The following is a 17,472-nucleotide window of genomic DNA, read 5'->3' as shown; positions in this document are numbered from 1 at the left end:
AAAATCAGTCAATAGCAACTCGAATCCAACCATTAACTGTAAAGCGGCTATCCTCAAATCGCTGAGAAGGACATCGAATCGGTAGAACTTCGTGCATGTAGTGGCTTGGGAAAACAATCAGGCTATTGTGTAGCGGTTCAATGTCTTGATAGCGATCGCCTGCAACGTAAAAGCCATCTTTGATAGCAAGTTCATACAGTCGCAGCTCGCCACCAGTAAATGGTTTGGGTTGTCGATAGAAGTAGTAAACGTAAGTGAGAAAACGTGTAGCTGTATCAGGACTGCCGTTATCATTATGAATTTTGTAATAATGACCATCGTTGTGAGCTGTTATTTGCATCTCTATCTCGCCAATTTCTTGTGAGGAATTGGGCAGCTCATCGGCAATTGGTATCAAAGCACCTAAAATCTTTTCACTGATCTCGGAATAAATTTCAGGAGGAGGAGCAGTAAAAAGAGATTGTCGATAGTTATTCAAACCTGCGGAGTTGTGAGCCGGATTAAATTGCGATCGGGCAGTTAGTAAATAATTCCAAAGCTGTTGTAGCTTTTCAGGGCTTAAAAAATCAAGGATTCGCCAATATAAAATATCTGGCTTCCCTGTTGAAGACTCTACAGCTAGATGGTTGGCAATACCACTTAAATTTGAATTGATTTGAATCGGTATTTGTTGGGAATACCAGTAAGTCGTATTACCCGCTGACACCTGAGAAAACAACAGGTTCCTCCACTGAAAAGAGGAACTTTGTAGACTCTCACGAGGTGGACAGTCCTCAAAGCTTTGGAGTAACTGAAACAACTCAGTTTCAGTTAAAAGAACCTCTTGTCGACTGAAATCATAAATAGTTTTTATCAAATTTAGAGGCTTCAAGTCAAAATTCACAAGAATAGAACTTAATTTGTGCACACAGTAGAAGTTCCTAAAACAATATTGAGAGGTCCAACTGCTTGAGCAGTAAAACAAGCTCTCCTATTACCTTGCAAGTCGATATTTGGAATAGTAGGGGTAGTGGATGAAGTAGTTAAGGTCGGCGTACCGCCCGTGGAAGGTGTACAGGTACTATTGTTTTGTGTGCAACCAAAAATCCTGAAACCGGTTACACCTGCGAGCAAACTAAGGCTACCAAGGTTAAGCCCAACAGTTGAGTTATTACCTCCACCAGAAATTGAGGCAATTGAGATAGAAACGGGAGTCGGCGCAGGTGATGGGCTTGGCGTGGGCGTGGGTGTCGGCGTAGGGCTAGGTGACGGAGTGGGAGATGGGCTCGGCGTAGGCGTGGGTGTCGGCGTAGGGCTAGGTGACGGAGTAGGAGATGGGCTCGGCGTAGGCGTGGGTGTCGGCGTAGGGCTAGGCGATGGGCTAGACGCAATATTGGCAGGATCAATCGCGCGAGCAGCAACAATATTCGTGACGCAGTCGGTACCTGGAGAACCTCCATTCCCTACGTTTCGCAAGAAGGCAATCAAGACTTGAGCCGATCGCGGATCACTTGCTTCGTAGCGAACAACTAAACCGTTTGTTCCACTAGTTGTTGCTGAGCCCGAAAAAGGTGAAGTAATTGCATTGGCATTAAGATTGCTACAAACACCGCTTGCCGTAGGGTTAGCATTTGCAACTCGATCAACGAGCAGGTCAGTCACGGTTGTGGAAGAAGTGAAATCATATTGACCAGAACTGTTAATCTCTGGGCCACATCGATAAATCGCCCGAGCATTACTAGTCGTTTGCCAAGGAGCAGCTGGAGTAGCAACGGCGTAGTCGATAATTCTGACTGCGGAAGTGCTCGTAGAGTTGCTCGGATCAGGTACTCGAATACTGAGGACTGGCGTTACTCCGTTACAGGAACGAGAGCTTGAACTCACAACAGCATTGGCCCGCCTAATTTCATTACTAATAAAATCTAAGGCTCGATTTTGAATATTCCTTTGAGCTGAGTTGGTAGAGCTAACACGATCGACATCGAGATTAGTCTTAAGCAGATAGCCTCCGCCCAAAATCACAATGATACCAATGGTACTGGCGACCAATAACTCGGTAATCGTAAACCCTTGCTGCGATCGCGCTTCATCCTTGGGTACTAGAGCCCAATAGATTCTTAGCAAGGCACTTAAGTTATCGCTCTTCATGGATATGCCTGTAAAAACTAGTGATCAGTTGAATGAAGGTTTTTAAATGGCAGTTGAGCACCAACCGACGACGTCCGGCACCACTTCCGTCACATACGATAAATTCGGTGATAGACCAGATGAAGTATAGGCCAGACGTAACACAGAGAAAGATGAGGCACCCGGGACAGTCGGGATAGAGGAAGTTCTAGTGATCGTCACAGTCGAACGATTTTTACTTGTAAATATATTGTCAGAGAAAGCGGGTAGGCTACTTGAAAGTAATTGTGCCAGCCCAGCATTAGAACTTGTACTGTCACAGCGTTGTTTCAAGCTGGGATTAGTTGGAGGATTGCAACCGTTGTAGCTCAAGGGAGAAGTTGAGCTTCTACACAGTGCACTAGCAACATCTCGGACTCGCTCAACATCTTGGTTAACAATCCTCAGAAATTGCGACTCTTCGACAGAGGTGCCCTGAGTTCGAGCATTAACCACTAAAGCAGCAGTTGTTGCCTGAGCGATCAAAATGGTCAGGATGGCAGCAACGATAACTTCAGTTATGCTAAAGCCTCGTTGAGAGCGACGCCGCCGGCCAAGGGATTTGTAAGGCTTGGTAAGAAAACTCAATCCCACTAGAGATTGCCTCCCTTTTGCCATGATGTTGCACTCCGCAGTGAAACTAAAGTCGTGATCTCATTGAGATTGGGAATTAAGCCATCAATTCGGGCAAACATATCATAAGGAACGACAATTTCTGCGTTATTACTGTTAGAGCGATCCCAAATTCCCACATAGAGTGGCCCATAAACATCTGGGTTAGTACGACTTTTCGGCGGACCACCGTTAATCCCAGCACGGGCTTTGGGAGCTACGATAACTGCTCCTTGAATTTTGTCACTGTTGCCACTTAAGGTAATGTTTTGATTGCCGGTGGCAGTGGAAGGCAAGCCATAAAGAACTAGATTTTCTGGGTAAGGAAGAAAGGTAGCCGTAGGAAGGTCTGCATAAAGTTGAGTAATAGGTCCAGTGATATTGCCTTCAAAGTAAATTGCAACTCGCTTACAGCCGGAATTGGTATTGACAGGCAATCGATCAGGAGTGCTGATAGCTCCCCCACAACTGTCATTAATGACTTTTAAATTGGCAGGAATATCATCAACTCGAATGTTGATAAACTTATTGGCATCTGTATTAGGAAAATCTGCAACTCGTAAGAGTGGGGGAGTTCCAAAAGGTTGCGCTTGACCTTTACGGTCGTAGAAACCATTCGCTTGGGTTGCTCCAGAAGATGGCCAGACTTTTGGTTCCGGGAATGGAACTGAAGCTGGCAAGGTAATAACGGCCCCTTCAACAGTACTGTTTGGACCTTGCCCAGTTTGGCAATCCCGGCAATAGACGTTGGCGCAGCCCTGAGTAGCATCACTGGAGAGGACATCATTGTTGCCAAGGTCAATTGACCCGGCAAAGAGTGCAGCATTTCCTAGTGCATTGCGAAGAATGGGGGTTCCATTCTCAGGGAAAAACTTTTTCTCAATTTCGGTTCTTCGACCTGAGGTATCACCAGAGCTAGTACCTGTTCCACCTTGCATCACGATAGTTGCAGGGGTTTTTGGATTAGTTGTTAGATCCGGTGGGGAATAGCTCTTCAGTCTCCACCAGATATTGTTTGAAGTAGAAGCAATTGTTGTAGTCCCGGCTGTCAAGTCATTTAGCTGCTGCTGGGTGGTAACTGCTGGGGTAATACCACACCCTCTTACGTTGTTACTGTTCTGATTGGCTGCCGAGTTGATATTACTGATCTCTGTTGTCCAAGTAGTTGTGTCTGAATCTCTATCAAATCTTTTGCTTGCTAATGACTGATAAGGTCCGTTGTTGAGAACGGCATACAAGCGCTCGATCCCAATTTCGGCTGCGGATTGAGAAAGATTTATCGTCGTTGTCTGCAAACTACCTGCTCGCTCGGCAGCAGCTCGGATGCTGACTGAGGTGATGCCAACCGCCAAAATAAGGCTCAAACCAATGACGGTCGCCAAAATGTACCCACCGGGCTTACGGTACCGTGCCTTAGGCGATCGCCTGATCAACCACGCCCGCACAAGTTGGATAGGTCTCACCATCACTGCAGCCTAAGCACCAGAGACGAATATACCCAAATCTTAGTGAATTTTTGCTGCTAGCGGTAGACAAGTACAGTTCACTAGATTCTCTAGGCGATCAAAAATCGCTAAATACTTAGCATTACTCATTTATCAAGGGGTCGAACGATTGGAAGCAACAATGCTTGCACAACTCGTTGCATTTCCTTGAATACCTCGATCAATTTGCATCCCCAGCAGAATTTGTGCGGAATTAGTGTTCACGACGTTACTGGCAGTACGGAAAAAAGCACGCAGGCCTGCTGTATTGCTGCTGCTAACAGCGTAGGCCGTCGGGACAGCACCACATCCATTGCTATTAGCCACCAGGGTAGCGCTGCTCAAGCCATCCAAAATCACTTCTTCAACGTCGCTACCTGAGCTGTAACGTCCAGTGGAGGTATCGATTGGCGGGCCACAGCGATATAGCACGCGATCGCCCCGCCATGGGTTGTTGGCATTGCCAACCGCATAAACAATATTGCGATTGCTACCATTCACCGTTGTTTGCAGCCCCAAGACTCTCGTATAGCTACTGCACAGGTTCGGTGTGTTATTCGGCGCGTAGATTAAGTTGGCTTGACGGACTTCACTACTGATGTACTCCAAAGCTCTCGTTTGAAGATTGCGTTGAATTGCGGCTGATGACAGTTCGCGATCGACTCGGAGGTTGGTCACTAACGCATAACCGCCCGCCAAAACAACCAACACGCCAATAATACCCGCAACTAGAACCTCGACTAGAGTGATACCAGCTTCACCATGACGCTGTAAAAACCATCGCCAAAAGAGGCGTTGCGTACTCATCTCGATAGTTCTCCTGTTGCTAGGCTACGAGTCATACTGACTACTGAGTTTCAGGATGAAAGAATGAATTAAACGAATGCTATGGACATGCTAGAAAGGGCAAACCTTTAATCTAGTAGAAAGTTTAATACTAGGGTTAATTAACTTATCCTTGACACGAGCCTACTGCATCAGGAACAAACTCGGTGACAAAAGCCGGTGCAATTGTTGTACTTCCTCTAGTCAAGTCATATCTAACCTTCAATACTGACTGACTCGATTCTGCATAGCCGGCATCTCCTGAGTTGAGAGGACGATCGGGAACAAGAGTTTGTCGAGATATAGTCCAAGTCTGTCCATTCACAATCACAGTCTGGCTCGTAAAATTAGGGACTTGCGCTTGGAGAAGATTACCAAATCCGGGTGTGGTGCCCGTTGCCCGGCATCTTTCCTGAAAGATAGTTCCAGCACAGTCACCAAAAGGACCATAGCTCAGGTTGTTAGGAGAAGTTGTTGCAGTGCGATCAAAGTTAGGATTACGGCAAAGATTTCGATTGATAGCTCTAACTTGCTCTAAATCAGCAACAATGGCATTTTCAAAAGAGTTTTCAGTGCTGGCCCGATTTTGAGTTTGGACTGAAATTCTTAAAGCAGCCGCAGTTGCTTGAGCTAAGAGGACAGTCAGAATAGCAGCGACTAGGATCTCGACCAGTGAGAAGCCTAACTGCGACCGGCGCGATCGTTTATGAATTCTCTTCATGGATTAAACGTACCCCCTGCTCTCCAAATATCTAGGAAGTTCAGGCGAAGGACCGTTGGACGGGGTGAATTGTAGAATTCTCTTGCTCTCTCAGCAATGTCGAGGGGAACAACAATCTCAACGTTATTACTACTAGAGCCATTCCATTCCTTTGACCAGACAGCACCGTAAAAGTCTGGGTTGTTAGACCCCCCGTTGACGCCTACTCGTGCGCGGGGAGCGACCACTAAAGCACTGGTTACTCGCGAGCCACCATTGATAGTAATGGTCTGATCAATGCCAGAGGCAGTGTAGTCACCAGGCCGACCAAAAATCACAAAGTCTTCCGGCTCATTAACCGTTGTAGTCCCAGTGGGCGAGTTTGTATGCAAGAAATCAGCATTCACGTCACCCACGACATATAGATAAACTGGCTTACAGGTTGAAGTTGGGACGGGGGTTACACCTTCGCAGCCAGGCGTATTGACGCGAATAAACTCATTACCGTTGGTTGTTACATCCCGGACTAAATAGTTGTAGGCTCCATTTGCTCCAATAACATCAGTTGAGCGCGGAAGAGTGATACTTCCTGTGATATCTGGATTCAGCCGTAAATCTAGCGGGTTACTTGGGCTTAGCCTACCCCCTAAGTCATTGTAGAACCCAGGATTTAGAGTAGAAGAAGGTGCCGCAAAAAGAGCTGCAATTTGCAAGTTAGTTACTGCAGAAAAAGGAATAGGGATTGTTGGATAACCTGGCCATACCTTAGGAGCTGGAAAATTAGTATTCTGATTCCAGTCAATGCCATTACTTAGTAGAGAGTTCCCATCGGCGTCGGGTGTTGTTGCACGATAAACCAAGTCACCATCAACAACACTTTGAGGGTTCTGGCCAAAATTATTAATACCGGTACAAGTTAGACAGTAAACATTAGCGTTACAAACAGATTGTCCTGTATTTGGATCTACGACAGAAATTACATCGTTGTTCCCTAGTGTCACACTGCCCGTCAGCAGTGCAGGAAACGTAGAAGCAGTATTAAAGGCTGTTACTCGACGTGTGGCGTAGGTTCGCTCAACTTCTGTTCGTATGTTTGAGCTACTTGTACCTTGGAAACCCCGCATGACGACCCGGGCTGTATTGTTAGCCTGAGGCTTATAGCTAACCAACTGCCAACTCAGCTGACCACTATTTCCTAAAGTACTCGTTCCAACTGTCGTGAGGATATTAAAGTCTGGAGTTGGAGTTGAGCAGGGATTAGCGTTAGCTGTCCCTCCCGAAGTCAGAACTGTTCTGAGTTGTGCCCAAGAACGAGTTGCGGTCGTTGCAACTCCTGTCGTTGTATCAGGGAACGCCGCTGAGGCATAAGGTCCAAAAACTCCATTGAGATTAGCAAAGAGGCGGTCTTGACCGATTTCTGCTGCTGAAAGGCTCAGATCAACACTATTCCGCTGGCTCGACCCAGCTTTTTCACCAGCACTCCGGAGCGCTAGGGCAGCGACACTAACCCCTAGAACTAAGGCAAGGACAATTACGATGCCTAGGATATAGCCGCGATCGCTGCTGTTGCGTTTTTTGTGGACCCATCGTCGAGCCATAGACCGTCTGGCCCTCTTCTCTTAAATCTAATTCTATTCTGCCGGACTTTAGTCAACCTGATCCGTAACTAGCTACACGGGATACAAACCTTGTTCAAACACGGCGTTTACCAAAGCGCTAGGTCAAGTCTCAATGAAGCTTTGCTGCCAGTCTTCAGGATTATTAAATAAATAAGAACTAAGGCTGTTCTGTCAGGTCATCATTCCTAAATTTATGATTTTCATCAATCTCTGATCAGGTCCCTGAACTGTTGCGATCGCCAACTCTGCCTACAATGAGGGGCGTATTGCTCCTCGGATAAGCCCCATGGCTGCAGCCCTCAAGAAAGGATCTTTGGTTCGTGCGATCGCCGAGCAACTTCAAGGCAGCGTCGAACTGTTGGCCAGTGACGGTCGCATTCCCAGCTATGTGCTCGAAACCAACGGCGAGATCTTGGATATCAAAGGCGACTATGCCCTTGTTCGCTTCTCGCGCCCAACGCCCAATGTCTGGTTGCGACTCGATCAACTGCAATCCGCTGCATAACTTGGGGTTCACTGCGAAGGCAGCGATCGCCCCAGTCTCCAGCAGTCCTAACCTTTCCGAGAGACACCACTATGCGTTGGCTCCTGAGTCAGCTTTTGCTCGTCCCCATGCTCTTGAGTTCGAGTATCGGTGCTGCCTTTGCTCAAACTTTTGACCCTCTGCTCGATTCCGAAGGGGTATTTCCCACCGGCCCAGTCAAAAAACTCGGCGATGGCGAGCTGACCTGTGCCCAGCTCTACACCGAAGTGCAGGATCTGGAAACAACGATCCGCGATCGCCAAACCCAGTACGAAGCTCTGATGGACAAAGTCAGTCGCACGAGCCGCGCCATGACTTCCTCTGCTGGTGGTATTGGGGGGGCATCCAGCGCCATCAGTACGCTTAGTGGCCTCGCAGGTTTGATTCCAGGTGCGGGCCTGATTACTAGTACTGTCGGCAGCCTTGCCAGCTCTGCAGCCCAAGCCGCCGAATTCAGTGCTTTGGAAGCCCAAATAGCTGAACTCGAGACCAGCCAAGGAGAGTTGATGAAGCTTGGCGGTGAACTAGGGACGGCGACCGCCCGCCGCGAACATTTGACTGACTTATTCCTGAAGAAGGACTGCAAAGTCTCAGAGCTGCAGACGCCAGCTTCTCAGCCAGCACCAAGCAAGCCCTCACGACTCAAACCCCGCCAGCCGTAGGTTCTTGGCACTGCAAAATCCCCTGCCTCTCAATTGCTGCGATCAAGATCTTCGCAGTTCAGCTTGCTCTGCAGCCTAACTGTTGCGGCTGTGCCGCTACGAGCAGGTAGCTTGGGCCACTGTGATTGTGGAGATCGAAGACTGGGGCACAAGCGAGTACTGCGCTTTAGGGTCTGCTTTCCAGCAGCTCGGCCTGCACCATCTGAAATGGCAATATCAGTCCGATCGTCGCAGTCGCAATGAGCGGATTACAATCGCAAATCCACACTTGGTGGTTGGACAGCTCTTGGATGAGAGTCCTAGCCTGAAGTCGTGCTTCGAGGAGGCTCTCGCGGCTGGCTACAAATACGGTCGCTGAGCAGCTGTTTCCCCCTTGCCACGTTTCTCGAAGCTTGTGCTTATGCTCTCAGCACTCTTCGACCCCGAGCTTGATGTAGGGACTGAAGCTTAGCTCAAACGCCCTCACTCTTTCGGAAGCGCTCAATCAGGTCTAGCGCCCGCTCCAGGCGATTGCCGGCTTCGGCATCAATCCACTGAATCGATGAATCGGCCCGGAACCAAGTGCGCTGCTGTTTGGCATACTGGCGCGTCTGCAGGACGATTTGCTCTGGCAACTCTGACCGACTCAAACTTCCCTGTAGAAAAGCACAAACCTGGCGATAGCCCAGGGTATTGAGCAGCGGCAGATCGCTACCGTAGCGATCGCACAATCCTTGCACTTCCTCAACGAAGCCCGACGTTAACATCTGCTGGGTGCGCTGCTGAATCCTGGCTTCTAAGCGATCGCTATCCAAGCCAATCTGCAGAATTGGATAGCTCGGCGGTTGCTCCTGCTGCAGATCCGTCAGGCGATCGCCACTGACATAGAAGACTTCTAAGGCTCGCAAGGTCCGAACGCGATCATTGACATGAATTCGGTCGCCAGCCACCGGATCAACCCGCTGTAATAGGGCATGACAGAGTGGCTGACCTAACGCTTGAAGTTGCGATCGCAGCTTAGGCTGCGGTGCAATGCGGGGAAAGCGTAAACCGTTGACGATCGCTTTGATGTAGAGACCTGTACCCCCTACCAACAAGGGCAGCATTCCTTTTTCCTGGAGTTGCTGAATCAGTGGCACTGCACAATCTTGATAATCCCCAACGGTAAAAACTTGGCGGGGATCACAGAGATCCATTAAATAGTGGGGCACCTGCTGCTGCTCGGCAGGGGTGGGCTTGGCGGTGCCAATATTAAAGTCGCGATAAACCAGCCGCGAATCAGCACTCAAAATTGGGCTGCCCAAACGCTGGGCGATCGCGATCGCCAAACTCGATTTTCCTGCCGCCGTTGGCCCACAGAGGACAATCAAACCTGGTTTCAAACGCGATTCCATCTCCACTGCGATCGCGCCTTGAGAGCCATCCAGAAGCGGCTTTAAGGCTTTTGTGCTAGTATTTTGATACTTTTTGGGCTTAAAAGCTCAGCAAGGCCGGTTTTTCAGGAACAGGGGCGCGGCATTCATGGCCAACGAGTATGGCGCGAGTCAGATTCAGGTTCTCGAAGGACTCGAGCCGGTTCGTAAGCGTCCCGGGATGTACATCGGGAGCACCGGGCCCAAGGGCTTGCATCACCTAGTGTACGAGGTGGTGGACAACGCCGTCGACGAAGCCTTGGCGGGCTACTGCAATACCATTGATGTTCGTCTGCTCGAAGACGGCTCCTGCCAAGTCACCGATAACGGTCGCGGCATTCCCACAGATATTCACCCCCAAACCGGGAAGTCTGCTCTCGAAACCGTGCTGACGATTCTGCACGCGGGCGGCAAGTTTGGCGGTGGCGGTTATAAGGTGTCGGGGGGTCTGCACGGCGTCGGTGTGTCTGTCGTCAACGCCCTCTCAGAATATGTCGAAGTCACCGTGTGGCGGGAAGGCAAAACCCACCAACAGCGCTTTGAACAGGGCAACCCGATCGGGGAGTTGCAAGTTGCCCCGGATGCCGACGATCGCCGCGGGACACAAGTTCGTTTCAAACCAGACGCCACGATCTTTTCTGAAACAACCGAGTTCGATTACGGCACCCTAGCAAGCCGATTGAAGGAGCTAGCCTATCTGAATGCGGGCGTCCGCATCGACTTTACCGATGAGCGGCTGCAGCTCACCAAGAATCACGAGCCCCATCAAGAAACCTATTACTTTGAAGGCGGTATTCGCGAATACGTCGCCTACATGAATACCGATAAACAGGCGCTGCACTCAGAGATTATCTTTGTGCAATCCGAAAAAGATGGCGTCCAAGTTGAAGCTGCATTGCAATGGTGCGTTGACGCCTACAGCGACAACATTCTGGGCTTTGCCAACAACATCCGCACGATTGACGGCGGCACCCATATTGAGGGGCTCAAAACTGTTCTGACGCGGACGATGAACACGATCGCCCGCAAACGGAATAAACGCAAGGATGCCGACAATAACCTGTCGGGCGAGAATATTCGCGAAGGGTTAACAGCGATCGTTTCGGTCAAAGTTCCGGATCCGGAATTTGAAGGGCAAACCAAAACAAAGCTCGGCAATACCGAAGTTCGCGGCATCGTCGATACGCTCGTGGGCGAAACGTTGACGGAATATCTGGAATTCCATCCCAGCGTTGCCGATTTGATCCTCGAAAAAGCGATTCAAGCCTTTAATGCGGCTGAGGCAGCGCGACGGGCACGGGAATTGGTGCGTCGCAAATCAGTGCTGGAATCTTCGACATTGCCCGGTAAATTAGCAGACTGTTCCAGTCGCGATCCCGGTGAATCTGAAATCTTCATCGTGGAAGGGGATTCGGCAGGTGGCAGTGCTAAACAGGGGCGCGATCGCCGCTTCCAAGCCATCCTGCCTCTGCGCGGCAAAATCCTCAACATCGAGAAAACGGACGATGCCAAAATCTACAAAAACACTGAGATCCAAGCCCTGATTACAGCGCTGGGCCTCGGAATTAAAGGGGAGGAATTTGATGCTTCCCAACTGCGCTACCACCGTATTGTGATCATGACTGACGCGGACGTCGATGGTGCGCACATCCGTACCCTCTTGCTCACCTTCTTCTATCGCTATCAGCGATCGCTGCTGGAGCAGGGCTACATCTACATTGCCTGCCCGCCGCTGTACAAGTTGGAGCGGGGACGTAATCACTACTATTGCTACAACGAACGCGAACTGCAGGAACGGATTGCGACGTTCCCTGAAAACGCCAACTATACGATTCAGCGCTTTAAAGGCTTGGGCGAAATGATGCCTCAGCAGCTCTGGGAGACAACCATGGATCCCGAGACCCGCACGATGAAGCGTGTGGAAATTGAAGACGCCGCTGAAGCCGATCGCATTTTCACAATTTTGATGGGCGATCGCGTTCAGCCCCGCCGCGAATTCATCGAAACCTACGGCCCTCAGCTCAGCATGGCAGCCTTGGATATTTAGAGTCCCAGCCCGTCGCAATTCCTCATCAGTCTTGCTCTGCCGCCATAACGAGTCTTCAGCAAACAGCAGTCGGCTAAGGCATCCTAGTGCCGGTCAATGCGGCGTTTGTTGGTGCCCATAGCATTCTGCAGGAAGGTTAGGACGATTTTTGAGTTGGTTGGTTTGGATTCAACAGCCTCTGTCCGTGGGGGTGATTGCGCACCCCCACACCCACGCACTGGGGGACTCGACTCCCCCAGCCCCCCGCAACAAGATTTCGGGTGCGACTGATCGGCTGGATCGCGATCGCGGCGGGTAAAACTTGCCGGTGGTGACCACGGGTTGGAGACTAGGCAGCTTAGACACAAAAGTCCTGATTTTCTTGCTAAATGCAATACAGCCAACTCGTTGGAGCGCCGGCTGCTCCTAGCCCAGATAGGCTTGCTTGACGCGGGGATCAATCAGCAGATCCGCTGCTGGCCCTGAGAAGAGCAGTTGTCCTGCCTCCAGAACGTAGCCGCGATCGGCAGTCTGGAGCGCCAAAGTAGCATTCTGCTCAACCAAGAGAATCGTCATACCTTGCTCACGCAAGCTGCGGATGACGCTAAAAATCTCTTGGACGATCTGAGGAGCTAGGCCCAAGCTCGGTTCATCTAACAGCAGCAAGCGAGGACGACTCATCAACGCTCGGGCGATCGCCAGCATCTGTTGCTCGCCGCCACTGAGGGTACCAGCCGGTTGATTCTGTCGTTCCCGCAGGCGCGGAAAGCGATCGAATTGCAGCTCTAGATCCGTTTGAATTCCAATGCGATCGCGCCGACAGTAAGCTCCAAGTTCCAGATTGATCCGCACACTCTGACGAGCCAAGACACGGCGACCCTCAGGACAATGCGCTAGTCCTCGTCCCACCAGTTGCGGCGCTGGGATCAAACCCAGATCCTGCTGGTCGTAGTAGATCCGGCCTTGTTGAAGCGGCACAAGGCGAGAAATTGCCCGTAGGGTCGTGCTTTTGCCGGCGCCATTCGCCCCGATTAGCGCCACGATCTCGCCCGGAAAAATCTCGAGCGTCAAGTCAGTCAGGGCGACCACAGCCCCATAGTTCACTGCGATCTGACTCAGTTGCAGCAGGGGCTCACTCATCGCCTAGGTATGCCTCAATCACAGCCGGATCCTGGCGAACCGTGGCCGGATCGCCAAGGGCAATCAATTGCCCAAAATCCAATACCGCAATGCGATCGCACAGACCCATCACCAGCGGCACATGGTGCTCAATCAAAACCACCGTCAGCTGGAATTGCTCCCGAATCGCCCGAATGCGATCGCTTAAATCCTGTTTTTCCCGAGGGTTGAGTCCAGCTGCAGGCTCATCCAACAGCAAGAGTTGCGGCTCTAGCGCTAGCGCACGGGCAATTTCCAAACGGCGGCGATCGCCATAGGCCAAACTGGCAGCGGGCTGATCCGCTTGATCGCTCAGCTCGAGCAACTCCAGCAATTCCTGCACACGGCGGCGATCGCCTCGACTTTGACGGGTCGCTCGGCTCGACCCGATCAGCTCATCCCACAGAGAAGTACGAGCTTGCCGATGACGCGCCACCAGCACGTTCTCGAACACTGATAGCTGATTGAACAGCCTCAGGTTCTGAAATGTTCGGGCAATGCCCCGCTGCGCGATCTGATCCGGTCGCTGGCGATCGAGACGATCGCCCTGAAAGCAAATCTCACCGCCGCTTAACGGTTGTAAGCCGGTGATCAAGTTGAAGAGCGTTGTCTTGCCCGCACCATTGGGGCCAATCAGTCCAAAGATCTCACCCACTTCGACCTTGAAGGAGACTTGATTGACCGCAACAAGGCCACCAAAGCGGCGCGTCACTTGCTCGAGCTGCAGGAGGCTCATGAGGTCCTCCGTCGGCGTGGCTGGCTGGCGCGGGGCTTGATCAATCCCTGCGGGAAATAGATGCTGCCCAAGACCAGCAGCAGCCCAAAAATCAACAGGCGACCGTCCTGCAAGAGGCGACTCAGTCCCGGCCACAAGCCCGGCACCGAACCGATCGCCCGCAATAGTTCTGGCAAGGCAGTCAGCACCATCCCGCCCAACACAGGGCCAAAGGCACTGCGCGATCCGCCGATCAGCACAAAGGCCAGAAAGGTGATGCTGGCATCAAAGGTGCCTTGGCGCGGGTTCCAGGTATTGAGGAAGTGGGCGCTAACCGCTCCGACAAGGCTGGCCAGAACCGCCCCCAGCACAAAGGCCAGCACCTTGTAGCGGGTTGTGTTGACCGCGATCGCACTGGCTGCGAGTTCATCTTCACGGATTGCGGCCAGCACTAGGCCAGTCCGCACCTGTTGCAGGCGCCAGCAGGCAGCAACTGCGATCAGCAGCAGCGGCAAGGCAATCCAGAGGTAGCCAACCGCCGAGCTAAAGGGCTGGGGAATCCCAAAAATGCCGACGGCACCGCCCGTGATCGAGAGATTCAGTGCGACAACCCGCACAATTTCCACGAGCGCGATCGTGGCGATTGCCAGATAAATGCCGCGCAGCCGCAGCACCGGATAGCCGACCAGAAAGGCGAGAACCGCCGCCGCGATCGCTGCAAGACCCATCTCTAGCAGCAAAGCCCCAACACTGTATTCAGGGCTGGCAGTCAGACCTTTCGTCGAGAGGATGGCCGCCAGATAGCCGCCCAGAGCATAGAAAGCGGGCGATGCCAAGGATAGTTGTCCTGCCATCAGCGGCAGATAGACTGACAGACCCAGCGTCGCGCCCAGCAGCATCGAAACCAACAGAAACCCGTAGGTGGCGACCACATTGCCCATGCTCTACACCTTCTCTGTCCGAGCACGACTAAACAAGCCCTGGGGACGGATCAAGAGCATGGCAAATAGCAGCGCAAAGGCAACGGCATCGCGATAGCCCGACCATTGTGGCGGCACCCAAGCTTCCGCCAGACCCAACAACAAGCCGCCCGCAATCGTGCCGGGAATATTGCCGAGTCCACCTAAGACCATCACACTCAGGCCTTTCAGCCCGTAGGCAATCCCGAAATAGGGGCCGGTGATACTGACACTGGTACCGACCAAGGTGCCCGCCAAACCACCAAGGACGCCACTCAGGAAGAAGGTCAGCCGGATGTAGCGATCGGGATCGATGCCCAGCAGGCTAGCGGTGGTGGCATCTTCGGCAACAGCTTTCAGGGCATGGCCAACGCGGGTGCCGTTGATCAGCCAAGTCAGCAGACTGAACATCGCGATCGCCACGACAAACAGGATGATTTGCACCGTGCGGATCTGGATCGGGCGATCGCTGCTGCCTAAGTTGATGGCACTGGGTAGGTCGCCGTAGATGTTGCTTGGGAAGGTGTAAATCTCGGCTCCCACCAAGATTTGAATCAAATTGACGATAAACACCGCCACGCCAAGGCTGGAGATCAGGGTTAGGAGGGGATCCGCTTGGCGGCGGCGCAGGGGACGAAAGGCCACTTGCTCAATCAAGAGGCTGGCACCGCCGGCCAGCAAACTGCCGAGCAGCAGAGCCAAGGCGAACGGCAAACTGAAGGGCAGCGCGGCATTGGCGAGCAACCCGTTGAAGCTGAAACGCCCACCCACTAGAGCGTAAGTCAGGTAGGCACCGAGGGTAAAAACGGCACCATGGGCAAAGTTAATGACCCCCAGGATCGAAAAGACCAAGGTATACCCCAAGGCAAACAGGGCATAGACGCCCCCGATGGCCAGACCATTGATCAGCGGTTGCAACCAATCCATTAGGGCAACAACTCAAAGTCGCCTTGACCGTCGGGCTTCATGCGAATCCGCGCCACGTAGAACTGCTCTTGGTTGACTTCACCGCCAGGTGTAAACGAGAGACGCCCTAACGGCGTGTCATAGGTGCCCGTCAGCATCGCTTGCAGCAAAGCTTTACGGCGCTCCGGTAGGGGAAGGTCTACCACCGGTTGCTTTTGGTTGACGCGGTTCAGTGATTCTGCAATCACCTGTACTGCTGAAAAAATCTGGGCACTAAACTGCGAGGGCTGTTTACCAAACTGGGCCTCGTATCGCTGGCGAAAGTCCTTGTTGACGGGGCTATCGAAGTTGGGACTGTAGGTTTGGGCGACGATGATACCGTCGCAGCGCTGCTGGCAGACGGGGAACACATTCGGCGTATTGAAGCCGTTGCCGCCGACGATCAGACCGCCATAGCCTAGCTCTCGCAGTTGCCGCACGAGGTTGCCACCATCGGCTGCTAGCGACGAGAGCACGATGATATCGGGCTTCTGCTGGAGTGCTTGACTGATCAAGCCTTGAAAGTCGCTGTCACTGACTTGGTAGCGCTGCACCAGCGTCAGATTCAAGCCAGCGTCTTTGACCGCTTTTTGAAAAACTTCTGTCTCCGAGCGCGAGTAAGCATCATCTTGGGCGTAGACAACCACCACCCGTTGCGCTTGAGGATTGAGCTTGCGGGCTGCCGCGATCGCTTGGGGCGCAACGACGGCGGCCGGAGCCGAGAGGCGGACGATAAATTGGCCGAGTTCTGGAATTCCCTTGGCGGTATTCGAGGCGGCTAGGACAGGCACACCGGCGCGTTCAGCGATTGGATCGGCTCCAAAGGCTTGCTGCGACAGGGTCGGACCAATGATCGCGACCACTTCATTGACGTTGATCAACGTCTGGAAGGCATTGATTGCACTGGCTTCATCACTGCCACTGTCCTGCAAGCGAAAGTCAATCGGAACACCAGTAGCAGGTCGTTCAAAGACTGCTTTGGCAATCTGAAGACCCGCCAACTGTTCCTGACCAAACAGAGAGGCATTGCCGGTTTGAGCGATCGCCAAGCCCAAGGGCTGGGATCCGGCAGCCGGCGGAGCGCTGCTTTCTTGGCAAGCGGTCGCCAGCCCCAACGCCAGGGCTGCCAGCCCGAAACAGCGGGGCAAGGCAGCTTGGAAGGGCGATCGCAGCACGGGCATGGCAATGTCTCTCTGAAGGAATGCAGACCTTATTCGTACAGCCAGGGTTGAATCGTGGGGGTCCAATCACTTAGCTCTGCTGGGCTAAACCAGAGAGCAATTTCCTGTTGTGCTGTTTCGATTGCATCCGAGCCATGGATGATGTTGCGGCCAATATTGACACCAAAATCACCACGGATGGTGCCCGGTTCTGCCGTCAGCGGATTGGTAGCGCCGATCAACTTGCGAGCAGCCGCCACAACGCCTTCGCCTTCCAAGACGATCGCCACGATCGGCCCAGAGGTGATGAACTCGACGAGGCCATTGAAGAAGGGGCGCTCGCGGTGGACAGCATAGTGCTGTTCGGCCAGCTCGCGACTGGGCTTCAGCTGCTTTAGGCCCACCAGTTTGAAGCCTTTTTGCTCAAAGCGGCCGATGATCGTACCGACCAAACCCCGCTGAACGCCATCGGGCTTGATGGCAATAAATGTGCGTTCCACAGACATCTAGATAGTCCTCAAGACGAGGCAAGCATTGAGCTTGCCTTC

At 52.2% G+C, this 17,472-nt stretch carries 16 protein-coding genes; 4 read left to right on the top strand and 12 right to left on the bottom strand.

The genetic code is table 11. The features are described 5' to 3' along the window. Positions 1 to 4: 4 nt before the first annotated feature. The 5 genes from SYC_RS08655 to SYC_RS13605 form a co-directional block, all read right to left on the bottom strand. Positions 5 to 718 carry a 2OG-Fe(II) oxygenase gene (locus SYC_RS08655; RefSeq protein WP_231621377.1) on the bottom strand — a complete coding sequence of 238 codons (714 nt, stop codon included), beginning with the start codon at positions 716 to 718 and terminating at the stop codon, positions 5 to 7. Between the two features lie 2,020 nt (positions 719 to 2,738). Beyond that, positions 2,739 to 4,139: a hypothetical protein gene (locus SYC_RS08645; RefSeq protein WP_011243932.1), complete on the bottom strand. Its 1,401-nt coding sequence runs from the start codon at positions 4,137 to 4,139 to the stop codon at positions 2,739 to 2,741. Positions 4,140 to 4,355: 216 nt separating this feature from the next. Then, positions 4,356 to 5,048: a PilW family protein gene (locus SYC_RS08640; RefSeq protein WP_011243931.1), complete on the bottom strand. Its 693-nt coding sequence runs from the start codon at positions 5,046 to 5,048 to the stop codon at positions 4,356 to 4,358. 145 nt (positions 5,049 to 5,193) lie between these two features. Beyond that, positions 5,194 to 5,787, bottom strand: coding sequence for a type IV pilus modification PilV family protein (locus SYC_RS13835; RefSeq protein WP_011378486.1), 594 nt, complete (start codon positions 5,785 to 5,787; stop codon positions 5,194 to 5,196). After that, entirely contained in the window at positions 5,784 to 7,364 is a 1,581-nt protein-coding gene (locus SYC_RS13605) for a hypothetical protein (protein WP_011243930.1), read from the bottom strand. The genes SYC_RS13835 and SYC_RS13605 overlap by 4 nt, the downstream gene beginning before the upstream one ends. A 307-nt stretch (positions 7,365 to 7,671) precedes the next feature. Here SYC_RS13605 and SYC_RS08635 point away from each other — a divergent pair, with 307 nt between their 5' ends. From SYC_RS08635 to SYC_RS08625, 3 genes are all read left to right on the top strand, one after another. Continuing rightward, entirely contained in the window at positions 7,672 to 7,890 is a 219-nt protein-coding gene (locus SYC_RS08635) for an NAD(P)H-quinone oxidoreductase subunit O (RefSeq protein ID WP_011243929.1), read from the top strand. A gap of 71 nt (positions 7,891 to 7,961) precedes the next feature. Further along, on the top strand, positions 7,962 to 8,570 hold the full coding sequence (locus SYC_RS08630) for a hypothetical protein (protein WP_011243928.1): 609 nt from the start codon (positions 7,962 to 7,964) through the stop codon (positions 8,568 to 8,570). 82 nt (positions 8,571 to 8,652) lie between these two features. Further along, positions 8,653 to 8,928 (top strand): DUF29 family protein, encoded by a 276-nt coding sequence (locus SYC_RS08625; protein ID WP_011378488.1) that lies wholly within the window; start codon positions 8,653 to 8,655, stop codon positions 8,926 to 8,928. 94 nt (positions 8,929 to 9,022) lie between these two features. Here the strand turns inward: SYC_RS08625 and miaA are convergent, their stop codons facing one another. Then, complete coding sequence (gene miaA / locus SYC_RS08620) at positions 9,023 to 9,943, bottom strand: tRNA (adenosine(37)-N6)-dimethylallyltransferase MiaA (RefSeq protein ID WP_011243926.1); 921 nt, start codon at positions 9,941 to 9,943, stop codon at positions 9,023 to 9,025. Between the two features lie 127 nt (positions 9,944 to 10,070). Between miaA and gyrB the strand changes: the two genes are divergently transcribed. Beyond that, complete coding sequence (gene gyrB / locus SYC_RS08615) at positions 10,071 to 12,008, top strand: DNA topoisomerase (ATP-hydrolyzing) subunit B (protein WP_011243925.1); 1,938 nt, start codon at positions 10,071 to 10,073, stop codon at positions 12,006 to 12,008. Positions 12,009 to 12,413: 405 nt separating this feature from the next. Here gyrB and SYC_RS08610 read toward each other — a convergent pair whose 3' ends face one another. Genes SYC_RS08610 through ndk form a run of 6 tightly spaced genes read right to left on the bottom strand, consistent with a single transcriptional unit; the run spans position 12,414 to position 17,430 of the window. Further along, a complete protein-coding gene (locus tag SYC_RS08610) occupies positions 12,414 to 13,115 on the bottom strand; it encodes an ABC transporter ATP-binding protein (protein ID WP_173282575.1) in 702 nt (233 codons plus the stop codon). A 4-nt stretch (positions 13,116 to 13,119) separates the two neighbouring features. Beyond that, positions 13,120 to 13,881: an ABC transporter ATP-binding protein gene (locus SYC_RS08605; protein ID WP_011243923.1), complete on the bottom strand. Its 762-nt coding sequence runs from the start codon at positions 13,879 to 13,881 to the stop codon at positions 13,120 to 13,122. Then, a complete protein-coding gene (locus SYC_RS08600; protein WP_011243922.1) occupies positions 13,878 to 14,801 on the bottom strand; it encodes a branched-chain amino acid ABC transporter permease in 924 nt (307 codons plus the stop codon). Before SYC_RS08600 ends, SYC_RS08605 begins: the two co-directional genes overlap by 4 nt. 3 nt (positions 14,802 to 14,804) lie before the next feature. After that, positions 14,805 to 15,746, bottom strand: a complete 942-nt coding sequence (locus SYC_RS08595) for a branched-chain amino acid ABC transporter permease (protein WP_011243921.1) — start codon at positions 15,744 to 15,746, stop codon at positions 14,805 to 14,807. Further along, the gene (locus SYC_RS08590; RefSeq protein ID WP_011243920.1) at positions 15,746 to 16,945 is read right to left on the bottom strand and encodes an ABC transporter substrate-binding protein; all 1,200 of its coding nucleotides are present in this window, start codon (positions 16,943 to 16,945) and stop codon (positions 15,746 to 15,748) included. The genes SYC_RS08595 and SYC_RS08590 overlap by 1 nt, the downstream gene beginning before the upstream one ends. A gap of 29 nt (positions 16,946 to 16,974) precedes the next feature. Beyond that, entirely contained in the window at positions 16,975 to 17,430 is a 456-nt protein-coding gene (gene ndk / locus SYC_RS08585; RefSeq protein ID WP_011243919.1) for a nucleoside-diphosphate kinase, read from the bottom strand. Positions 17,431 to 17,472 lie beyond the last annotated feature (42 nt).

This window comes from Synechococcus elongatus PCC 6301 (assembly GCF_000010065.1).
Classification (GTDB): Bacteria; Cyanobacteriota; Cyanobacteriia; order Synechococcales; family Synechococcaceae; genus Synechococcus; species Synechococcus elongatus.
Note: the sequence above shows the minus strand (reverse complement) of the source record. Positions and strands in the feature narration are given on the sequence as shown.